The sequence below is a fragment of the Roseibium sp. RP-7 genome (genome assembly GCF_053005225.1).
On record NZ_JBRKQA010000001.1, the window covers coordinates 1,577,107 to 1,598,366 of the forward strand.

Consider the following 21,260-nt stretch of genomic DNA (forward strand, 5'->3'; position numbering starts at 1 on the left):
CGGGTGCGCGGGCGGTCAATCCAAAAGCGGTTGGCCGCCCGCACCCTGTGGGCTCTCGGCCTGTGTGAGCGGGGAGGTCGGTTGAACTTACCCTAGCGCCAATTGAAACCAGCTGCCTGAACAGGCAGCGCGTCGAACTGGTCCTGCAATTCCACGATATCCGTACCGTAAAAGTGTGGAGCCAGCAAAACGGCGCTCGACAGGATATGAGCTCGAAGAGCCGTCAGCGTCGCGTCGACATCATGAGCTTCCAGCGCTTCGATGACGGACCGGTGCGGGGTCACATTCGGCCTGGTCCATGATTGTTCGGAACGCGGTCTCGACAGCATGACCCGTTGCAGGATCATGAAGGTCCTGACCAGCATAGGATCCAGAACCGGCATCCGGGCAATTCTGAAGAGTTTCAGATGCAGAGCACGATCGATCTCGGCACAGCCGAACACGTCCCGCTTGTCGCGGCAGGCTTCGAACTGGTCTTCAAGGTCATAGAGCTCGTTCACCTGGTCCTTGGTGACATGTTTGACCGCTTCCACGACGCCGGTCGATTCAATGTCGATGCGAAGTTTCAGCATCAGACGGGCTTCTAGCGGGCTCGGATCTGTGACGTAGGTGCCTTGATAGCCGCGGCGAACAACGAGGCCGCATTCCTGAAGCAGCATGAGCGCTTCACGGATTGTGCTCTGCGAGCAGCCATAGTCCTGGGCAAGGGATTGTTCTGTAATCGGGCTTTCCGAGGTCATTTCCCCGGTCAGGATCTGGCGTTTGAGGTCCTGATAGACTGCATCGGACTTGCGCGCGCGCTTGCCCCTGTTTTCCGCTTGAACCGGCGAACGTCTGTCCGCGGTAAGTAATACATTCACGTCGCTGCCCCCCACTGGCATCGCGTCTGAATGGCAACGCAAAGAAAGACCACAGCCGACAAATATCGCCGTCTGCAATCTCGCGTTTTTTTCTCCATCCGGTCATCCGCTGGTGCGAAGGAACGGTCAATGGGACGTGCCAACCACGCACAACCGCCTGAATACTGCAACCTGCCTGCATCTTGTGCCACCGATGAGGGTGGGTCTTGAACGTGCAGTTCAGGTGGAATTCCGGATCTAATATTTAGACGGCTGCCAAAAAATAACAATAAATGCATTGTTTCTCCGCCCGTCCACAAATGCAATCGCTAACTGTTTACGCATGGTAACAAGTTTGCGAGGCGGGCGGAGTGATCTTGATCAAAGGCGAGAAAGGCCCGTTCAGCCGGCAGCTTTCTCCAGTGCGGAGATCCAGTTTTTCCAGGCGATCTTCTCCAGTACCGGTGTATTGAAGCCGCGGCCGTCGAGCTCTTCCATCAGACGGGACAGACCGGTGACGTCGCCGATGTCGCGCGGCAGGACACAGCCGTCGAAATCCGAGCCGAGAGCCACGCTGTCTTCGCCGAGGCGGTCAACCAGATAGGCTGCATGGTCGGCAATGACCGAAAGCGGCGTGTCACGCGAATGACCGCCGTCCTTGCGCAGGAAGGCAACATGGAAATTGATGCCGACGAGACCTCCGCTTTCCTTGATGGCATCAAGCTGCTTGTCCGTCAGATTGCGGCTGCTTTCGCAAATCTTGTGAACATTGGAGTGGCTGGCAACGATCGGCCGTTCTGTTATGCGCGCCAGGTCCCAGAACCCCTTTTCGTTCAGATGGGACACATCAAGCAGCACCCCGAGCTGGTTGCAGGCGCGAACCAGGTCGCGTCCCGCGCCGGTCAGGCCGGGGCCGATATCCGGTGAAGCCGGGTGCGCCATCGGCACACCGTATCCGAAATCATTCTCTCGGCTCCACACCAGGCCAAGTGAGCGCAGACCGCGGCCGTAGAGCTCCTCCAGCGCATAGAGGTTGGTATCGATGGCTTCGGCACCTTCAATGTGAAGGCTTATGGCAATCTGGCCGGATTCGATCGCTGTACGGTTCTCGTCCGGCGTTCTGCAAATGACGACATTGCCTTCCGACTGGGCTTCGATCTGCTCGGCCCGTTCCAGCATACGTTTTGTGAAATCAAACGCGCTCTTCTGCGGTACGGGCTGATAGTTGGCAGGGTCCTTCGGGTTGAAGGGGCGGGTGAAGTCCTGTTCCGGGTTGGACGGTACGAACATGGCGAAAAGCCCACCGGCAAATCCGGCTTCCTGCGCCCGCACCATGTCGATGTGGCCTGTGGTCGAGCGGTCAAAGAAACTGCGCTCGGTGCCTTTCATGGCCTCGATTTCAAGTTTCAGGAGTGTGTCGTTGTGACCGTCGAAGACGGGAAAAGGCGACTTTGAAACGTTTGTCTGCACGGAAGGACCTTGAGTGTGGGGTGGGCCGGAGAAGGTCGGCTGGGAATAATCTAAGGATTCATCTGAAGAATGTAAGGCAGTTCGGCGAATGTGACTTGCAACTGTTGAAAACCTGTCTCAAGAAGGAGCCAGAATTTGTGGAGGTCTCATGAAGCGTTCCAATTCGCCGCTCGATGTTGACAGTTCGCCAGCAGGTGGCGTGATGAACAGGCGTGGTTTCCTGGCCGCCGGCCTGGTGCTTACGGCAACCGGCCTTGCAGGATGTCAGTCCGCCGGGCTGGTTGGTCTGCCGGATCAGGCCGATCTGCCGGACGAGCAGTTCGACTATGCGGCTGCCTATGCGGCATGGCCCGATGGCGATTACACCTGGCCGGCAATCAACTACAAGAATTTCGACCAGAAGTACTGGCGGCAGATCGTGGAGTACAAAACCCGCGAGCGGCCCGGAACCATCATCGTCGATCCTTATAACAACTTCCTGTACTGGACGCTCGGCAACGGCAAGGCGCTGCGCTATGGCATCGGTGTGGGCAAGGCCGGGTTCGCCTGGTCGGGCGAGGCGAAGATCCGCGTCAAGCGGCCTCATCCGATCTGGCGCCCTCCACGCGAAATGATTGCCCGCAAGCCGTCTCTGGAGCGTTATTGGGAAAAGGGCTACCCGCCCGGTCTGAAGAACCCGCTCGGCGCGCGCGCCATGGATCTGTGGCAAGGTGCTACTGACACGCTTTACCGTATCCACGGCACCAACCAGCCGAACTCCATCGGCAAGAGTGTGTCTTCGGGCTGTATCCGCATGTGGCAGCAGGACGTGATCGACCTGTACAGCCGTGTGCCGCTGCAGACAAAGGTGGTCGTGCTCAGCAAGGATCCCAACGCGGACGCCTAAGCAGCCACGCTGATGGAAATGGAAAAGGGCGGTACCTGTCGGTGCCGCCTTTTTTGTCGCACGGTTTCAGGCGGCTCTGATCAGGGCCACGTCGTGGAACACGGCAGAGAAATGACAGACCGCGGCGGCCAGTACGAAGGCGTGCCAGATCGCATTCTGGAATGGCAGGCGTTTCCAGGCATAGAAGGCTGTTCCAACCGTATAAAGCAGCCCGCCCGCCAGGATCATGTAAAACCCGAATGCGGATGCTTTTTCGATCAGCGGATTGACGGCAAAAACGACCACCCAGCCTAGCGCGAGGTAGATGGGGACAGTGAGGCGATCAAGCCCGGTCAGATGTGCCAGCTTGACGATGGCCCCGGCCAGCGCACCGGTCCACACGACAGCCAGCAGCACGCCGCCCGTCCATCCGCCGATGATCATTGCCGCCAGGGGGGTGTAAGTGCCCGCGATCATCAGGAAGATGGCCGCGTGGTCGAGCCGCCTCAGGATCCCTGTCTTGTGGTCTTTCGCCAGCATGTTGTAGAGCGCGGAACAGATCAGCATCGCCATCAGGCAGGCAGCATAGATCATGACAGTGACCTGCCGGGCAGGGTCACCCGCGTTCCAGAGCGTGGCTGCCAGGACAATGGTTGCCGTCAGCCCCAGGCAGATGCCGATCACATGAACGGCACCGTCGGCAACGAATTCTGCAAAGGTCTGCGGTCTGATTGTCGGCATCAAGTATCCCTCGGTCGTTCGGAGCGCGATTGCGTGGTCCAACCCCTCTCAGCTGAACGTGCGGATAATTTGACGAAGCAAATTCGCAATGCCGAGGAGGGCCAATCGGTCTCAAATCATTTCAGCACCATTTATGGCTTCACACCCTAAAGCATGGCGTGAAAGTTTTATGAAAGCTTGATTGTGGCAGGCCGCATTTCCCCGGACTTGCCCAAAATTCGCAGACTTGCTTTAAAATTGGGCACTACTGGTATCAAATATATCCTTCCTGATTGCCCGCCATTTCGGAACGCTGCGATGATGAACCATCTCTTTGACGCCCTGACCGCCTTCATACCGGATCGGTCCAAGGTCTTTCTCGAAACACTGGACGGCGGGAAAATAACCTACGCGGACATGTTCGCGCGGTCTGCGCAATATGCCGGTGCCCTCCAGAAACTGGGTGTCAAAGCGGGAGACCGGGTTGCTGTCCAGGTGGAAAAGACGCCCGATACCCTGATGCTCTATCTCGGCACGATCCGTGCCGGTGGCGTGTTTCTGCCTCTGAACACTGCCTATACCCCTGCCGAAATCGGTTATTTCGTTGGTGATGCGGAACCGGCTGTCTTTGTCTGCGACCCGGCCAGGGCCGACGTGCTGGCCGGGACGGCGCAAAAGGCCGGCGCGCGATTGCACACGCTCGATCAGAACGGGGAGGGCAGCCTCAGTCTACTCGCAGACCAGATGCCGACGGACTATGACAACCGTCCGCGTGAAGACGACGATCTGGCGGCCATCCTCTATACGTCCGGTACCACGGGACGTTCCAAGGGAGCGATGCTCACGCATGGAAATCTGGCGTCGAATTCGCAGACCATGGTGAAATACTGGCAGTTCACCGAAGACGATGTGCTGTTGCACGCCCTGCCGATTTTCCACACCCACGGGCTGTTCGTCGCCACCAACTGTCTGATGATGGCAGGCGGTTCCATGCTGTTCCTGCCGAAGTTCGACCTGGATCAGGTTCTTGCCGCTCTGCCGAATGCAACAGCCATGATGGGCGTTCCGACATTCTATACGCGCCTGCTGGCATCGGACCGGTTCACGCGGGATGTGGCAGCCCATATGCGCCTGTTCATTTCAGGGTCAGCCCCGCTCTCGGCAGAGGTGCACAAGGAGTTTCGAGAGCGCACCGGACACGCAATCCTGGAGCGTTACGGCATGACCGAAACCAACATGAACACTTCCAATCCCTATGATGGTGCACGTCGGCCGGGAACGGTTGGATTTCCTTTGCCCGGTGTGGGGTTCCGTGTCGTTGATGCCAGAACCGGGCGAGAGCTGCCGGACGGAGAGGTCGGCATCATCGAGATCAAGGGGCCCAACGTTTTTCTGGGATACTGGCGAATGCCGGAAAAGACGGCACAGGAATTTCGGGCAGACGGCTATTTCATCACCGGCGACATGGGGCGCGTCGACGAAGACGGTTATGTTTCCATCGTCGGCAGGTCCAAGGATCTGATTATCAGTGGTGGTTTCAACGTTTATCCGGCCGAGGTTGAAGCGCTGCTGGACGAACTGCCGGGCGTCGCCGAAAGCGCGGTGATCGGCGTGCCGCATCCCGATTTTGGAGAGGCGGTGGTCGCCGTGCTGGCACCGAAACCGGGAGCCGAACTGGCCCAGGAGGCCGTTCAAGCCTCCTTGAACGATCGTCTGGCGAAGTTCAAGCAACCCAAGAAGGTCCACATTCTGGAGGCCTTGCCGCGGAACACCATGGGCAAGATCCAGAAAAACGTGCTGCGTGAACGGTTCAGCGGCGATTTCGGCTGATCACGCCATCTTGCACTCACTCGCCTGTCCGCTTTTTTCGAGAAGGTCGAGACCTTTCAGCGTCGCTTCGCATGCAAGCCACAAGGATTTCTCTGAATGGACAACCTTGCTCAGCGTGTTGATGCCGATCATCAGCGTCTGAACCGCAAGTGCATTGCTGCGAATGTCATAGTCCTTCGGTAGTTCGCCGGTTTCGACACCCAGCTTGAGCAGTCTTTCCAACCGTTCCAGACTTCCGAAGATAACTTCTGCCAAAACCGGCCCCAGTTCGGGATGGCTGCTGCAGAGTTCGCTAATTGCGTTGACAGCCATGCAGCCGCGCCATTCCGGGTCGCGGGCCCGCAGGCGGCATATGTCCTGAAAGAATTCAGTGATTACGCCACGCACCAGCTTGTTGGAATTGTCGTGAGCCAGAACTCTGTCCGGCGAGACCCGGGTGTAGCGGGCAAGCACTTCCTTGAACAGCTGCTCTTGGGAGCCGAAGGCGTTGTAGAAGCTCGATCGGGTTATCCCGAGCACCTCCGCAAGCGATTTGACGGAATTGTTGCGATAGCCTGTCTGCCAGATCTGGTTCATCACCACATCGAGCGCGTCTTCCCTGTCGAATTTGGACGGTCGTGCCATCGCTCTCGTCTCACGAACATGTTACGCGGATAGTTTTGTTCACATATGGACAAAACGCTTGTTTCAGTTTTATACACAAGTGATCAAAACGTAGCAAGTTCAAGCGCTGTCACGGACTGACGGGACGCATGGTGCGGTTCCCTCCAGTCGCGTCGGCGCCCCTGAAGACCACCTCGTTTCTTTTCCTCAGCCCAAGCTTTGAAGGAGCATAAGGCATGTTTGAGTACCACACCCCTGAAACTGCACCGCAAGGATCTCTGGACCTGCTCGAGAGGTCGAAGAAGGATTACGGCTTCTATCCGAAACTGCACCAGGTGATGGCCGAAGCCCCTTCCGTCTATGAAGCCTATCTGGAAACGTTCCGGCTTTTCACTCAAGCCACGGATCTGTCGCCAACCGAGCAGCAGGTCGTGATGATGACAGTGAACTACCTCAACGAATGTCACTACTGCATGGCAGGGCACACCATGCTGATGAAGATGGTGAAGGTGCCGGATGATGCGATTGCCGCCCTGCGCGTTGGAGGACGCCTGAACGACCCGAAACTGGAAGCGCTTCGCGTCTATACGCGAACCCTCGTCGAGCAGCGTGGACATATCGGTGACGATGCGTTGAAGGCATTTCTTGCTGCGGGTTATTCCAAACGGCAAGCACTTGAAGTTCTTGTCGGCATCGCCGCCAAGACCTTGTCGAACTTCACCAACGCGTTGGCTCACACTGAGCTGGATGAGCCAGTCAAGCAATTTGCCTGGAAGAAGGAACCGGAAATGGCGTGACCTGCCAGGTCACTTGTTCCGGCACCCGGGAGCACTCAGCTCCCGGGTGCTGAATGGTAAGCTGGTGCATCATTGGCGAATGACCTGAAGCCATAGGCGCAGCACAGGGTGATCAGTACACCCATCACCCAGAAGATGGAGCCGAACCCTGCCTCCATGGCCAGCAGCACGCTGCCCATTGTGACACCGAGTGTTCCTCCAACCAGACGCGCCGTGATGACCAGGCCACTGACTTCTCCCTGCTTTTCCGAAGGGACCGCGTTGGCGGTGATCCGCCCGGTCGGGATCATCGCAAAGGGAAGGGCAATTCCCCAGACCAGAAGAGCCGGGGCTAGCGCCAAATAGTTTTCCGCAAGGGTGAGTGTGCCGATAGCAATGTTGGCCAGAGCCAGAACCGCGAGGGCTACCAGAACCGGCTTGCGCGAACCGTGCCTGTCTCCCAACTTGCCGGCGGGTGCCGACAGGAAGGGAAACGGAAAAACGGCGACGACAGTTGCGAGACCTGCCGCCAGCGCCGAGAATTTCATGTCGAGCTGCAGGAAATGGGGCACGAAGATCGCAACGACGATCTTGTTCATCTGTGTCAGAAGGATCACGAGAACACTGGCGTGAAACGCCTTCAGTCGAAACAGGTGCACATCGATCAGCGGCATCCGTTGCCTGGCTTCAAAGGCTACGAAAAACACGATCCCGGCAAATCCGGCCAGCAAGCTGCCAAGGATGAGTGGCGTCATCCAGCCAAAGTCGGGACCTTCCATCAGGCCGAAAATGATCCCCGTCATGCCAACAAGCAACAGGAACAGACCTATCCGGTCTATGAGCGGGCGGGCAGGCGTTTGCTGTGGCGGTTGCCAGAACAGGCAGGCAAGCACAGTGCCAACGGCGACAATGGGGATGTTGACCCAAAAGACCCAGCGCCAGGAAAGAAAATCAGTCAGGACACCGCCCAGCAGCGGTCCTGCGGCCAGGAATATCGTTGCCATCCCCGCCAGAATGCCGATTGCACGGCCCCGTTCTGCCTTGTCGAAGGTGAGGGTCGCGGCTGCGAGCGTCATCGGGAACATCACTGCTGCGCAAAGGCCCTGGACGATGCGCATGCCGATCAGCAGTTCAGGTCCGTTTGAAAATCCGGCCAGAAGACTGGCGAGCGCAAACGCACTGGCGCTGACAATTAGGGCAGGGCGCAACCCGAAAAGGTCGATCGCCTTGCCGCCGATAGCGGCGAAGCAGGTGAACGTCAGCATGTAGGCGTTGATGATCCAGTGGGTAAGCGTTGGCGAAAGCCCCATCTCGGACCGGATTGCCGGGAGTGAAACGCCGAGGATTGTCTCGTCCAGCATCACCAGGCCGCCAAGCGTACCCATGGCCAGAACAAGCCCGCGTTTGCGATCCTTTTCGGAGAGTGAAGCCACTGCCTGTCTCCCCCGTTCGCCGGAAATTACCGGCTTTTCCCCTTCTCCCCTTGAAAAGCTTACGAAGGTTACTGCTTCGCGCCTAGGTTTTTTTCAAGTCCGACCCGGCAGTTTGACCCGTTCCGCCGAAGGCAAGCGTCGACAAGGCCCTGTCGGACTGGTGGCTCCAGGCGGTCAAGGCAGATGAGAGGCGTGCCGCCGGACTGTCCAGCGGATCCGAGGCGCGGCGAACACACCACCAGTCCAGCGAAACACCACCTTCGGCAATCGGGCGGGAAACCAGTGTTCCGTCAGCCAGCTCCGGCTCGATGGCCCACTTGCTGAAGATGGCAACGCCGAACTTGGCGCGCACCAGATCGATCACAGCTTCCGGAGTCGGCATCGGGGTCAACCGCCGGAACGGCTGGGTGGGGGCGCCAAGCAGGGTTGTCCAGTCAAATCCGGGTTCTGCGGTCAGCGGATAAACGAAGAAACGCTCATCGCCCATGTTCTCGCTGTTGACGACAGGCTCTGCGGCAAGCGGGTGATTATGCGCCAGCACCGCGACAATCGGGTCCGTGCCCAGCTTCACCGCGCGCAGCGAGGCAAGTGCCGGTTCGCGGCCGAAAACCAGCGAAACGTCCACGGAACCGTCGAGGAGCGAGGCCAGGGGATGCGCCGTCGCACGCGATGACAGATCGACCGACAGTTTCGGGTCGGCCGTGTCCAGATATTCCAGAAACGCGGGAAACCAGTGATAGCGACTGTAGGTTGCCTGGCCGAGGCGAACGAGGATCCTGGCGTCCCTTGCCGAGGCTTCAAGATCCTGCTCCAGACGAAACAACTCGCCCAGAAAGGTCTCGCCCAGATGCCGCAGACGCTCGCCCTCCGGCGTCAGTTCAATCCGGTTCTCGGCTCGGCGTGCCAGAACCACCCCCAGGCGGCGCTCTGCTTCTCGCAGCCTGTGTGAAGCTGCGGACTGGGTCACGCCGAGACGCGTGGCGGACGCGGTCATGCTGCCGGTCTCGCCAAGCGCGGAAAGAAGGGTCAGGTGATGGAGGGCCAGTCGAGGGATCATATTTGTATGAAAGCATTTCATGAACTGAATGAAAACTAGGAATTTTGTTTGCTCATCGTTGCGCGGTATCGACAAGGCATGAGCAACATCACCTTTCCTCACATCAGCCTTGGGACGACTGGGGCTACACTCGTCATAGCAGCCTCCGCAGCCTGTTTCGGCCTCGTGCCGATCTTCGTGCGGGAGCTTCAGGGCCTGGGCGCCGGCCCGGCCACAATCGCTCTCTATCGTTACGGCTTTTCCGTCCTGTTCCTGCTTCCCTTTCTGCCGTTCGAGAAGCGCAAACGAGGCGGGGCCCTGTTGATGGCGGGGGCGGGTCTGGTGCTGGGGCTCAGCCTGATCGGCCATCTGGAGGCTATCCGAGTGGCACCCGTTGCCGCTGCCGGTGTCGTCTACATGTCCTATCCGGTTTTCGCGGCCCTGTTTGCCTGGGTTCTGCTCAGGCAAGCGTTGACTTGGAGATCATTTGCCTCGGCAGGTCTGGTTATCCTGGCAGCCGGGCTGCTGCTCGATCCGTCGTCGTTATCTCCCGAAGCACTGCAGGCGCTTTTATGGGCCATTCCTGCTCCCATTGCGTTCGGCTTTCTGATTGTTGTCCTCAGCGGGCTGGCAGGCGAGTTGAATTCGCTGGAACGGACCGCTTGCGGACTTTCCGGGGCCGTCATTGGTTTGTTGCCCCTCGCGATCAATGAAGGGCAGGGCTCAGTTCTGCCGGCAAGCACCGGTCAGTGGGGCCTCATCGTCGCCATGGGACTTGGAACGGCTCTTGTTCCGCAGATCCTCTATACGATCGCCTGTCAGAAGGTTGGGCCTGTTCGCACCGCGGCTGCGGGAAGTTTCGAACTGCCGACCATGTTTCTGGTCGGCTGGCTGGTCTTCGGCGAAGCGATTGGCTTGAGGGAGTTGCTGTCCGCAGCCGTGGTGTTGTCGGCAATCCTGATCGCGCCATCCATCGGGGCAGGACCGCGATTGGACCGGGAAGTGGCACCGACAACATAAAATCTTGGAGTAAAGTATCTTGATATCGAGATAAAAATCACCTATCTCCTGTTCAGCCCGATGGATATTTGCCCGGAATAGACTGGAGACACTGCTCATGACTGCCCGTACACCCGATCATCCGATTGAAAACCTGTTCGTCGACCGTTGGTCACCGCGTGCCTTTGACCGGTCGACGATCGAGGAAGCGGATCTGAAAACCATTCTGGAGGCCGCCCGCTGGTCGCCGTCTGCCTTCAACATCCAGCCTTGGCGTTTCGTCTATGCCCGCAGGGGCGATGCCGACTGGCAGGTCCTGGTCGATCTTCTCAACCCGTTCAACCGCGACTGGGCGCAACACGCCTCCGCACTTGTCTATCTGTTTTCCGACAGCGAAGTGGACGGCAAGGACGGTAAACCGAACAGAGCCAACGGCTTGCACACTTTCGATGCCGGTTCAGCCTGGGCGCATGCGGCCCTGCAGGCAACCGCACTCGGTTTTCATGCGCATGGCATGGCCGGGATCCTGAAAGACGAAATCCACGAAAAACTCGGTGTGCCAGAACGCTATCTGCCGCAGATTGCCATTGCCATTGGCCGGCGGGGGGACACAGCAGAGCTGCCTGAAACCTTGCAGGAACGCGAAACTCCAAGCAGCCGCAAACCGCTGGCTGAAATCGCTTTCGCAGGTGCCTGGGCCTGACCGCCGAGGTCGGCACACAATCACGTTCCCAAAAAGGCAGCGGGTTGTTTCCGCTGCCTTTTTGCTGCGGCAATCTGCAAGGGGTTTTTCCGGTGGCAGCAGGTATAGGTTTGGCAAGTCGAATTTGCTGGAGGGAGCCAGGACATGGCCATGACCGACAAACTGCCGGAAGAAAGTCTCCTCAATACCTATAGGGCGGCCGACGATTATCTCGACACCTTTTCGATCCCGATCCGCGGACGGGAGGATCTGTTGACCGCAGACATGCGCGTACTTGCCGAACGCATTCTGATGGCAGAAATCGGCTGGGTGACTGCGCTTCTATCGTTCCGCGACAAGCTTGTAGGGCTCGTCGGCATGAAAACAACGAAGGCTCTGGCACAGGAACAAGGCGCCGATAACATCATCTGCAAGGGCGAGGGAGACCGGATCGGTTTCTTCAAGATCTATTCGGTTTCAGAAGATGAGATCATTCTGGGCGAGAACGACTGGCACCAGGATTTCCGTGTCTCCGTGTTCCGCAAAAGGGGAGGAGCCGCGCGGATCTATGTTTCGACCTGCTGCAAACGGCATAACCTGGCCGGTCATGCCTATCTTGCGTTGATCCTGCCGTTGCACAAGATGATCGTCAAAACCCAGCTTGCCAGGGGGACGGCCCTCCAGCACTGGGCAACTCAGAACGCCAGGTGACCCGTTTTTCTCCAGACGCGGGCGCCCTGGGTTGTCGTGATTTCCTGCCGGGTTCCCGCCGGCAGGCGTATCCAGGTACCTTGATCGTGACGGCCGCTCTGGTCTTCGAAACTGCCTTCAACGACAAAATACTCCGCTCCGCCCGGGAAGGTTTGCGGAGCTAGTCTGGCGCCTCTTTCCCAGTCGAGCATCACCACTTCCTCTTCCGGCCGGATGAACAGCGGCAGGATGCTCTCTCCGGGTCTGCCGGCCTGCCAGCCGCTGGGGTCCAGAGTGTTCACCCGGACAAAGGCATCATCGTCAGGCTGCATCTGGCGTAATTTCACAAGGATGACGGCGCCAGGTTCGCTCGAAGGCACATGGCTGGAGCCCGGAGGATTGCGCACATACATGCCTTTGGGAAAATCCCCGCTTTCATCCGAGAACACACCGTCCAGAACCAGAAATTCTTCACCCATGTCATGCTTGTGGGCGGAAAAGGCAGAGCCGGGAGCGTATCTGACCAGACTGGTGGCTCGCGCGACCTCTTCACCATCGCGCTCCAGCATCCTTCGCTCCACACCTGCCATTGGTGAGGGCACCCAGTCGAGCGTGGCGCTGTCGACAATTGCAGGCTGCGTCAGGTCTGCATGAATTTTCATCCGGTCCATCCCAATATGATTCTTATTATGTTCACATGGGGCAGGATATCCCCATTTGGAAGGGGACAGATTTGAACTCGTTGTGAAGCCTTTCAGACATTGCAAGCAATCGAGGGAGCCAAATCAGAGCCTGCTTCTTTCTTTCGGCTGGCCGGGCCTCAGGACGGGCTGGCCTGGGACTGACCCTCCCCATCGCGTTCCGGCCACAAAAGGCGGTCATATTCTCCGGTGTCGCGAAGCTTCCTCAAACCTTGGTTGAACCGGGTGCACAGTTCCTCACCGCTTTCGATGTTCCTGGAAACGATTACGCGGTAGTCCCAAAGGACGTTGACGTTTTCCAACGACTTGAAACGCGTGGTTTCCTCAGGAGAAAAAGCGTCAGCCAATGCATCGGCAGCCACCTCTCCATTGCCCATGACCACATCGACACGCCCTACATCAAGCATCTTGAAGAGGTCTGCCAGGGAACTTTGGCGATAGACGGTGATCTGATCGGCGGTAACCAGTTTATCCAGGTCATCCCCAAGGGCTGCACCGTCAAGTGCGCCAAGGCTCAATCCGCTGAGGTCCTGCACATTTTGCGCATTCACAGGTCGGTCTGACGAATAGAAGAATTGCTCGCGCTCAACCAGAACTGCGTCGCAGAAATGAAAGAAAGGTTCTCGCTCAGCGGTTTTGCCCCAACCTGCGGAAGCCTGCCAGCGGCCGGACTGGGCTTCCAGCAAGGCACGTTTCCAGGGAAAGAAGCCGTACTCCACCGTAAGGCCTTCAAGTTCGAAGGCCTTTGCGACGACCTTGGCGTAGGTTCCGTATCCTTCGTCACTTTCGGAAAAATAAGGGGGCCACTCACCGACGGCAATACGGACGATATCGGCTTTGGCGGGATGCACCGCAAGCGCAAGGATCGACAACACAGCGCCGGCAAGCAGCGTTTTGAGTTGTATTAAAACGAGTCGGCACGAAGAGCCTGCCAATCCATTGACTGTCACAGCGATTTCCCTGAAAAAGCTCCCGTTCTACCAACCTTAGCACAGAAGTCCTGCGTGGCACCTGGCAAAGCCGACATTGCTTAACGCAGGCCCGAACCGGATTTTCGGCATCTTCTGGAGGCAGCCTGTCACTTAAAGGTTGCTATTCGGTGGAATTCTGGGAAAACCCGGCTTTCCCGGCAGGCTGGCTTTGCAAGTGGCACGGAATCGTGCTGACTACCGCACTGCACGAAATCCAGAAAACGGAGAAGCCGCAGCGCTGCCGAGGCTGCAAGAAAAGTGGTCGCATGACGGTACAAATCGATATCGGGGAAATGACAGGCGGCGCACGCGCCGGTCTTGATCTGGAAGAACTGCTGGCAACGCGCCTTCTGGTGCAGGGCAATTCCGGCTCGGGAAAGTCGCATCTCCTGCGCCGGCTTCTTGAACAGTCCGCGAGCTGGGTCCAGCAGGCCATTATCGATCCCGAAGGCGACTTCGTGTCTCTGGCAGATAAGTTCGGCCATGTCGTTGTCGATGCGGTCGGCACCGAAAAGGATCTTCAGATGATCGCCGCACGGGTGCGCCAGCACCGGGTATCGGTGGTACTCAATCTGGAAGGTCTTGATGCCGACCGGCAAATGAAGGCGGCTGCAACCTTTCTCGACGGCCTGTTCGATGCGGACCGCGATCTCTGGTATCCGATGCTGGTCATCGTTGATGAAGCACAGCTCTTTGCACCTGCCGCCGCCGGCGAGGTGACCGAGGAGGCCCGGCGCCGTTCCCTCGGGGCCATGACCAACCTGATGTGCCGCGGCCGCAAACGCGGACTGGCCGGCGTCATTGCCACCCAGCGTCTCGCCAAGCTTGCCAAGAACGTCGCCGCAGAAGCGTCCAACTTCCTGATGGGCCGTACGTTCCTGGATATCGACATGGCGCGTGCTGCCGACCTTCTCGGCATGGAGCGGCGCCAGGCCGAAAGTTTCAGAAATCTCGACAGGGGTCACTTCATCGCTCTCGGACCGGCCATGTCGCGCCGTCCCGTTCCGGTCAAGATCGGCCCGGTGGAGACCATGGGGCGGGGCGGAACTCACAAACTGCTGCCACTGCCGGAGCAGCCCAAGGAAGACGCCAAGGATCTGATCTTCACGCCGGGAGCGGACGAAGTTCAGCCGGTCCGCCAGCGTTTCGTCGAGCCTGTGGTTTCGACCGGCGACGTGCTCGATCAGCTCAGCAGTGCAGAACGAGCTAGCGCTGAAGACGTGCCACAGGCTGAGAGCCTGCTCGATTTTGGCGAACGCGAGCAGAAAATTTCGGAAATCATTGCAGGTATTCTGGAAGACGAGGAAGCTGCGTTCCAGCCGATTGCAACGCTGTATCAGGACTTCCAGGTCCGCTGCCGCATTTCCAAATTGGCGGGCGGCGCACCGGACCTGCAGACTTTCCGAGAAAAGCTCTCCGTTGCCCGTGCAGGCGTTGAAAAGGGCGAAATGGACGACGGAGCCTGGGCCCAGGCGGAACTGATCGCCTCCGAATTGCCGGAAGACATGCGCGGTGTGTACCTGTTGCTGGCAAAGGCCGCGATCGCGAAGGCGCCATGTCCCGGCAACATTGAAATTGCCACCGCCTACGGCACACGGTCTCCCGGCAGGGCGCGTTGGCTGTTGAGCCATATGGAAGAACGCGGATTTCTTGTCTGCGCCACCGACTTGCGCGGCAATCGTATCGTGACGCTGACCGACCTTGGCTGGCAAACGGCACCGGGTGACGAAGCCGCCGCCTGACGCGGCCTTTCCAGCACACTGACTGGCGAGATCGCAAACTTTCGCGCATGCTTCTGCAGAAGACTGCAAGGGAGGCAAACATGACGCTGGAAGAGACCATCGACATCTATTGTGCAGCCTGGTCTGAACGTGACCCATCCTATCGGCAGGATCTGCTCGGAAGGTCCGTAGCGGAAGATGTCAGATACACGGACCCGGAAACCGATGTGACCGGTATCGCTGCGCTGGTTGACCACATCTCCGGCGTTCTGGCCAAAAGGGTCGGTGCGAAGATCCTTCGGACCAGCAGTGTCGACAGCCACCACGGTTCAGCGCGGTTCGCGTGGCAGATGGTCAATGCGGACGGAACGGTGCTGCCGGAAGGACTTGATGTCGTCTGGATTGACGACCAAAGCGGCAAGCTGAGCGCGGTCTTCGGCTTCTTCGGGCCACTGAAGCGGGAAGGGTGACTAGCAATGGTTCCCCGCCGGGTCTCGCGCTGGTCACGCAGGCACTGAAATCTGAACGCTCTTCAAGTGCAGTCTGCCCTTTGGGGGCCGAAAGTCTGCACGGAAATGACAATCAAATCGCCGGACGCATCCTGCGGCCCGGTTCAGTCCGGTTTGCTTCCGCCGGTTTGGATGCCAGCAGATAGTCGAGTTGTGAAAGCTCCACCGAAATGCCGTCGATCGTGCGTGTGAGCACGCTTTCCAGATAACTGCCGCCAGGAGACCTGTCCCGGATCGCGATAGCCCGCTCCCGCGCCTTGCGCAGGTAAAGCATCATGGTGCGGACCTCGCCGCGCGTGACGGAGGTCAGCTGTTCCGTGCCTGGCGTCGACGCGGCAGCGGAGGAAACAGCGCAGGAATGCGCAACAGCAGTGTCGGCGAGCCGCATCGATCTTCTCCAGTGTTCCTGTTTTGTTCTTTTTACGTCAGCTCGTATTTTCATTCAAGTGTGGAATCTCAATTCGGCCATTTCCGAGAACGGGAAATATGCCGGGCAAAACAAAAAAACCGGGCTCGCACAAGGGTTTGCGCGAACCCGGTTCGTGAGGTTATGTGCCTGACTTAAGCAGCGCGAACGCGGCTCAGGAAGTCTGCAATGGTGGCCTGCAAGCCCTGGGCGTGTTCGGAAACCGACTGGGAGACCGACAGGACGTCGGCTGCCGAGCTGCTTGTTTCCTCGGCTGCCTGCATCACGTCGCCAACGCTGTTGCTCATGTCGCTGGTGCAGCTGGCTGCCTGCTGGACATTGTGGCTGATCTCGTTGGTGGCATCACCCTGCTGCGAGATCGCCGCGGCAATGGCCGCCGTGAACTGGTTGACCTCCTCCATTGTGCTGGCGATTTCCTGGATCGAGCCGACGGCATTGCGTGTCGAGGACTGGATACCGGTGACCTGCGTGGAGATTTCTTCCGTCGCCTTGGCGGTTTGCGTGGCCAGTTCCTTCACTTCCGCGGCAACCACCGCAAAGCCCTTGCCGGCTTCTCCGGCGCGAGCGGCTTCGATGGTGGCGTTCAGCGCCAGCAAGTTGGTCTGTTCGGCGATCGCCTGGATGAGGCTGACCACTTCACCGATCTTCTGCGCGGCGCTGTCGAGGCTTCCGACCTTGTCGTTGGAATCGTTGGCGGCACGGGTAGCGCTCGTGACGACTTCCTTCGTCTGGCCGATCTGGCGACCGATTTCGGAAATCGAGGCGGACAGCTCTTCAGCGGCGGAAGCCACTGTCTGGACGCTGCTCTGTGCAACTTCGGAAGATCCGGCAACCGAGGAAACCTTGGCGGAAGTGTCGCGCGCGATCGCATCGAGAGAAGCCGCAGTCTGCTCCATGCGCTTGCTGTTGCCGCTGACCTGGTCGAGAACGGCGTGGACGTCGCGCTCGAAAGTTTCGATCAGGGCTTCGACAGTCTTCTGGCGCTCCAGCTGGCTGTGTTGGGCCTGCTCGGTGTCGTTCTGCAGCGACCGCCGTTCGGTTTCGTTTTCAACGAAGATTTCCAGCGCACCGGCCATCTGGCCGATTTCGTCCTTGCGGTCGAGATAGGCCACCGGCGTATCGACATCGCCTTCGGCAAGCTTGCGCATGCGAGCGGTCAGCATTTGCACCGGTCCGGCAATTGTGGAACCAAGCATCCACATCAGGAACGTGCCGGCTACCAGCAGGCCGAGGGCGAGCAGCAGGCTCATCTGCATGGTGGAATTGGCGCTTGCCAGAAGTTCGCTCTCGTCAACGGCGACAACAATGAACCAGTGCTGGCCGGTGCCGTCCAGTTCGAAGCCCTTGATGGCTTCCACGGTACCGTTTTCGGTCGTGAAGGCAGCTTCGTTCTTGATCGACTGGATCTTGCCGACCATTGCCGCATCGGCCTTCTGGCCGAGGAGGGCTGCGTCCGGATGGGACACCCAGACACCGGTTTCGCTGAGAAGGCCGACATAGCCGCTTTCATAGGTCTGGCCGGTGCTCACCGCCTTCTGCAGGCCTTCCAGCGACACGTCGATGGTGGCGCCACCGATGCCGCGTCCGGAAGCATCCTTGATCGGCGAGGAGGCCGTCGCCATCAGCACGTCGACATTATTGACCGGGTAGAGATAGGGCTCGGTCACCGTGTCGTGGCCCAGGTTCTTCGGCTTGTCGTACCACTCTTCAGAGCCGCTATCGCCACCGAACAGGAGCGGTTCCCAGGCGACTTTTGCACCGTCGTTATAGAAATACGGAATGAAGCGTCCCTTGTCGTCGGAGAAGTTGGCGCCTGCATTGTCCGCGTCATTGCCGGCCATGTCCGGTTCCAGGATCGCACCGCCGCCGACAAAATGTTTGTTCTGGCTGATCTGGTGCTCCATCACGGCTGCATAGGCGTTGCGATCGCTAACGCCGGCGTGCTGCATTCCCTCCAGGGCATCGGCCGCAGCGCGGGCCGCGAGCTGTGCCTGTGCCAGTGTCTTGCCGGCATCCAGAGCAAGTGCCTCGGCAGTCTTGCGGATGAGATCTTCACCCGATTTTTGCGACGTGGCCTGGGTCATGAAGGTGACGGCAAGAATAAGCGTCAGGAATCCAACCAGGAACACGCCGCTCGAGGCGAAAAAGATTCGATTTCTAAGAGACATGAAAAGCTCCAACGGTGAGACTGCGGGAACCCTAGGAGACGCACGTAAAGCAAAGCTTACGTTCTGCGGCTTTTTTGCATTGCGGCAGGAGAAAATCCGGCGCGTTCGCAAAAGCATCGACATGCCGCTTGATCCCGGGGATCAAAATGGTTACATATGCAACTAAATTCATCTCCGAACCGGGAGGACGTCATGGATCAGAGAACCGACAGCAATCAAAATCTAGCTGGAAACGGCCGTAACACGGCGGATCTGGAATATATGCCGGGCTTCGGCAACGATTTTGAAACCGAGGCTCTGCCAGGCGCTCTGCCGCAGGGCATGAACAGCCCGCAGAAATGTGCCTACGGCCTATATGGCGAGCAGTTGTCCGGTACCGCCTTTACCGCGCCAAGCCATCAGAACGAGCGGACCTGGTGCTATCGCATCCGCCCGTCAGTCAAGCACACCAGCCGGTTCAGGAAGATCGACCTGCCGCACTGGAAGTCGGCTCCGAATGTCTGCGACGACGTGGTTTCGCTCGGCCAGTACCGCTGGGACCCGGTGCCACACACGGATGAAGGCCTCAACTGGCTGACCGGCATGCGCACCATGACGACAGCCGGCGACGTCAATACACAGGTTGGCATGGCCAGCCACATCTACCTGATCACCAAGTCGATGGAGGACGAATATTTCTACTCCGCCGACAGCGAATTGCTGGTAGTTCCGCAGGAAGGCGTCCTCAGGTTTTGCACCGAGCTGGGCGTGATCGAGCTGGAGCCGAAGGAAATCGCAATCCTTCCGCGCGGCCTCGTTTACCGGGTCGAGCTGGTGGAAGGTCCGGCGCGCGGGTTCGTCTGCGAGAACTACGGCCAGAAATTCGAACTGCCGGGCAGGGGGCCGATCGGGGCCAATTGCATGGCAAACCGCCGTGATTTCAAGACGCCTGTCGCGCACTACGAGGATCGCGATGCCCCGTCGACGGTGACAGTGAAATGGTGCGGCCAGTTCCACGAAACAAAGATCGGTCACTCGCCTCTCGACGTTGTTGCCTGGCACGGCAACTATGCGCCCTGCAAATATGACCTCAGGAACTATTGCCCGATCGGGTCGATCCTGTTCGATCATCCCGATCCGTCGATCTTTACAGTGCTTACCGCTCCGTCCGGCGTTCCGGGCACTGCCAACATCGACTTCGTGCTGTTCCGCGAGCGCTGGATGGTGATGGAAGATACTTTCCGGCCCCCCTGGTATCACAAGAACATCATGTCGGAGCTGATGGGCAACATCTACGGCCAGTACGATGCCAAGCCGCAGGGCTTCATTCCCGGTGGCATGAGCCTGCACAACATGATGCTGCCGCATGGGCCGGACAACAATGCCTTCGAAGGCGCTTCGAATGCCGACCTGAAGCCGGAAAAGCTCGACAACACAATGTCCTTCATGTTCGAAACCCGTTTCCCGCAGCACCTCACGGAATTCGCCGCCAGGGATGCTCCGCTGCAGGACGATTACATTGACTGCTGGGACTCGCTGGGCAAAAAATTCGATGGCACGCCCGAAGGGACCTGGAACAAATAGCCAAATCATCCAGGATTTGACCAACCGCAAACGGCAGATTGATCCGCACCGGTAGGTTACCCTGAACCTCCGGCGGTCCCGCCGGGGGGGCGGACAAGAACAAAGGCAGGAAGCCGCTGGCGGCTTCCCGGGAGAAACATCGCCGGGCACCACGGTCTGGCGAACATTAGGAGCTGAAAACCCGATGAAACTGGCAACGCTCAAGGATGGCAGCCGCGACGGCAAGCTGGTGGTGGTCAACGACCGCCTGACCTTCTGCACCGACGCAAGTCACATCGCGCCGACTTTGCAGGCAGCGCTCGATGACTGGGAACATGTGGCGCCAAAGCTGGAACTGCTGGCCGAGAGCCTGTCTCACGAAGCCGTACCGACGCTGCGTTTCCATGAACACGATGCCCATTCGCCGCTGCCGCGTGCTTACCAGTGGGCGGATGGTTCGGCCTACGTCAACCATGTCGAACTGGTGCGCAAGGCGCGCGGTGCGAAGATGCCGGAAAGCTTCTGGACAGACCCGCTGATGTATCAGGGCGGATCCGACACATTCCTCGCCCCGCGTGATCCGATCTCCATGCGCGATGAGGCCTGGGGCATCGATATGGAAGGCGAAATTGCTGTCGTCACCGGCGATGTACCGATGGGTGTCAGCGCGGAAGCCGCGCGCGACCACATCCTTCTTGTGCTTCTGGTCAACGACGTTTCCCTGCGTGGCCTGATCCCGGCAGAACTCGGCAAGGGCTTCGGTTTCTTCCAGTCCAAGCCGTCTTCCGCCTTTTCGCCGGTTGCCGTCACGCCGGATGCGCTCGGCGATGCCTGGAAGGGCGGCAAGCTTCACCTGCCGCTGCATGTCGACCTCAACGGTCAGCCGTTCGGCCGCGCAAACGCGGGCATCGACATGACCTTCGATTTCGGCCAGCTCATTGCCCATGCGGCAAAGACCCGGCCGCTCAGTGCCGGCACGATCATCGGTTCGGGCACGGTCTCCAACAAGCTGGACGGTGGTCCGGGCAAGCCGGTGGCAGACGGTGGCGTCGGTTATTCCTGCGTTGCCGAGATCCGCATGATCGAAACGATCAACACGGGCGAAGCCAAGACGCCTTTCCTGAAGTTCGGAGACACTGTCCGCATCGAGATGCTCGACACCGAAGGCCATTCGATCTTCGGCGCCATCGAGCAGACCGTGGAGAAATACGAAGCGTAGTGATCGGATCTTCCGGGATCTCGACACCATTTTCGGCAAGTAGCCCCTCCGCCTTGTGG

Annotated in this window: 20 protein-coding genes; 10 read left to right on the forward strand and 10 right to left on the reverse strand. The window is 58.9% G+C overall.

Going from position 1 to position 21,260, the window contains the following annotated elements; all coding sequences use genetic code 11:
- Window positions 1-92: 92 nt before the first annotated feature.
- Both ACVDG9_RS07150 and ACVDG9_RS07155 read right to left on the reverse strand, forming a co-directional pair.
- Window positions 93-860 (reverse strand): GntR family transcriptional regulator, encoded by a 768-nt coding sequence (locus tag ACVDG9_RS07150; protein WP_161633233.1) that lies wholly within the window; start codon window positions 858-860, stop codon window positions 93-95.
- A gap of 381 nt (window positions 861-1,241) precedes the next feature.
- Window positions 1,242-2,309 carry a dipeptidase gene (locus ACVDG9_RS07155; RefSeq protein WP_062489580.1) on the reverse strand — a complete coding sequence of 356 codons (1,068 nt, stop codon included), beginning with the start codon at window positions 2,307-2,309 and terminating at the stop codon, window positions 1,242-1,244.
- A gap of 148 nt (window positions 2,310-2,457) precedes the next feature.
- Between ACVDG9_RS07155 and ACVDG9_RS07160 the strand changes: the two genes are divergently transcribed.
- Window positions 2,458-3,195, forward strand: a complete 738-nt coding sequence (locus ACVDG9_RS07160) for a L,D-transpeptidase (RefSeq protein WP_447237623.1) — start codon at window positions 2,458-2,460, stop codon at window positions 3,193-3,195.
- A gap of 66 nt (window positions 3,196-3,261) precedes the next feature.
- Here the strand turns inward: ACVDG9_RS07160 and trhA are convergent, their stop codons facing one another.
- A complete protein-coding gene (gene trhA, locus ACVDG9_RS07165; protein WP_023000058.1) occupies window positions 3,262-3,915 on the reverse strand; it encodes a PAQR family membrane homeostasis protein TrhA in 654 nt (217 codons plus the stop codon).
- A gap of 297 nt (window positions 3,916-4,212) precedes the next feature.
- Here trhA and ACVDG9_RS07170 point away from each other — a divergent pair, with 297 nt between their 5' ends.
- Window positions 4,213-5,724: a malonate--CoA ligase gene (locus ACVDG9_RS07170; protein ID WP_447237624.1), complete on the forward strand. Its 1,512-nt coding sequence runs from the start codon at window positions 4,213-4,215 to the stop codon at window positions 5,722-5,724.
- On the opposite strand, the gene ACVDG9_RS07175 is transcribed toward ACVDG9_RS07170, so the two are convergent.
- Window positions 5,725-6,348, reverse strand: coding sequence for a TetR/AcrR family transcriptional regulator (locus ACVDG9_RS07175; protein WP_055658554.1), 624 nt, complete (start codon window positions 6,346-6,348; stop codon window positions 5,725-5,727).
- Between the two features lie 215 nt (window positions 6,349-6,563).
- Here ACVDG9_RS07175 and ACVDG9_RS07180 point away from each other — a divergent pair, with 215 nt between their 5' ends.
- Window positions 6,564-7,124, forward strand: a complete 561-nt coding sequence (locus ACVDG9_RS07180) for a carboxymuconolactone decarboxylase family protein (protein WP_023000061.1) — start codon at window positions 6,564-6,566, stop codon at window positions 7,122-7,124.
- 35 nt (window positions 7,125-7,159) lie between these two features.
- Here ACVDG9_RS07180 and ACVDG9_RS07185 read toward each other — a convergent pair whose 3' ends face one another.
- Together ACVDG9_RS07185 and ACVDG9_RS07190 are read right to left on the reverse strand one after the other, a co-directional pair.
- A complete protein-coding gene (locus ACVDG9_RS07185) occupies window positions 7,160-8,536 on the reverse strand; it encodes a DHA2 family efflux MFS transporter permease subunit (RefSeq protein ID WP_447237625.1) in 1,377 nt (458 codons plus the stop codon).
- Between the two features lie 82 nt (window positions 8,537-8,618).
- The gene (locus ACVDG9_RS07190; RefSeq protein WP_367020532.1) at window positions 8,619-9,593 is read right to left on the reverse strand and encodes a LysR family transcriptional regulator; all 975 of its coding nucleotides are present in this window, start codon (window positions 9,591-9,593) and stop codon (window positions 8,619-8,621) included.
- A 78-nt stretch (window positions 9,594-9,671) separates the two neighbouring features.
- On the opposite strand from ACVDG9_RS07190, the gene ACVDG9_RS07195 reads away from it, so the two are divergent.
- From ACVDG9_RS07195 to ACVDG9_RS07205, 3 genes are all read left to right on the forward strand, one after another.
- Entirely contained in the window at window positions 9,672-10,592 is a 921-nt protein-coding gene (locus ACVDG9_RS07195) for a DMT family transporter (RefSeq protein WP_447237626.1), read from the forward strand.
- Window positions 10,593-10,689: 97 nt separating this feature from the next.
- Window positions 10,690-11,274: a nitroreductase family protein gene (locus tag ACVDG9_RS07200; RefSeq protein WP_447237627.1), complete on the forward strand. Its 585-nt coding sequence runs from the start codon at window positions 10,690-10,692 to the stop codon at window positions 11,272-11,274.
- A 150-nt stretch (window positions 11,275-11,424) separates the two neighbouring features.
- On the forward strand, window positions 11,425-11,964 hold the full coding sequence (locus ACVDG9_RS07205) for a DUF2867 domain-containing protein (protein ID WP_447237628.1): 540 nt from the start codon (window positions 11,425-11,427) through the stop codon (window positions 11,962-11,964).
- Here ACVDG9_RS07205 and ACVDG9_RS07210 read toward each other — a convergent pair.
- Window positions 11,949-12,605: a cupin domain-containing protein gene (locus ACVDG9_RS07210; protein WP_055659505.1), complete on the reverse strand. Its 657-nt coding sequence runs from the start codon at window positions 12,603-12,605 to the stop codon at window positions 11,949-11,951. The two genes, ACVDG9_RS07205 and ACVDG9_RS07210, sit on opposite strands and share 16 nt — an antisense overlap.
- 158 nt (window positions 12,606-12,763) lie before the next feature.
- Window positions 12,764-13,516 carry a substrate-binding periplasmic protein gene (locus ACVDG9_RS07215; protein ID WP_447237629.1) on the reverse strand — a complete coding sequence of 251 codons (753 nt, stop codon included), beginning with the start codon at window positions 13,514-13,516 and terminating at the stop codon, window positions 12,764-12,766.
- Between the two features lie 365 nt (window positions 13,517-13,881).
- Here ACVDG9_RS07215 and ACVDG9_RS07220 point away from each other — a divergent pair, with 365 nt between their 5' ends.
- Together ACVDG9_RS07220 and ACVDG9_RS07225 are read left to right on the forward strand one after the other, a co-directional pair.
- Window positions 13,882-15,357 (forward strand): helicase HerA domain-containing protein, encoded by a 1,476-nt coding sequence (locus ACVDG9_RS07220; protein WP_031268989.1) that lies wholly within the window; start codon window positions 13,882-13,884, stop codon window positions 15,355-15,357.
- An 80-nt stretch (window positions 15,358-15,437) separates the two neighbouring features.
- Window positions 15,438-15,806: a nuclear transport factor 2 family protein gene (locus ACVDG9_RS07225; protein WP_168685670.1), complete on the forward strand. Its 369-nt coding sequence runs from the start codon at window positions 15,438-15,440 to the stop codon at window positions 15,804-15,806.
- A gap of 112 nt (window positions 15,807-15,918) precedes the next feature.
- On the opposite strand, the gene ACVDG9_RS07230 is transcribed toward ACVDG9_RS07225, so the two are convergent.
- Complete coding sequence (locus ACVDG9_RS07230) at window positions 15,919-16,233, reverse strand: hypothetical protein (protein ID WP_055658570.1); 315 nt, start codon at window positions 16,231-16,233, stop codon at window positions 15,919-15,921.
- A gap of 173 nt (window positions 16,234-16,406) precedes the next feature.
- A complete protein-coding gene (locus ACVDG9_RS07235) occupies window positions 16,407-18,440 on the reverse strand; it encodes a methyl-accepting chemotaxis protein (protein WP_447237630.1) in 2,034 nt (677 codons plus the stop codon).
- Window positions 18,441-18,632: 192 nt separating this feature from the next.
- On the opposite strand from ACVDG9_RS07235, the gene hmgA reads away from it, so the two are divergent.
- Window positions 18,633-20,003: a homogentisate 1,2-dioxygenase gene (gene hmgA, locus ACVDG9_RS07240; protein WP_447237631.1), complete on the forward strand. Its 1,371-nt coding sequence runs from the start codon at window positions 18,633-18,635 to the stop codon at window positions 20,001-20,003.
- A 184-nt stretch (window positions 20,004-20,187) separates the two neighbouring features.
- Window positions 20,188-21,201, forward strand: a complete 1,014-nt coding sequence (locus tag ACVDG9_RS07245; RefSeq protein ID WP_447237632.1) for a fumarylacetoacetate hydrolase family protein — start codon at window positions 20,188-20,190, stop codon at window positions 21,199-21,201.
- Window positions 21,202-21,260 lie beyond the last annotated feature (59 nt).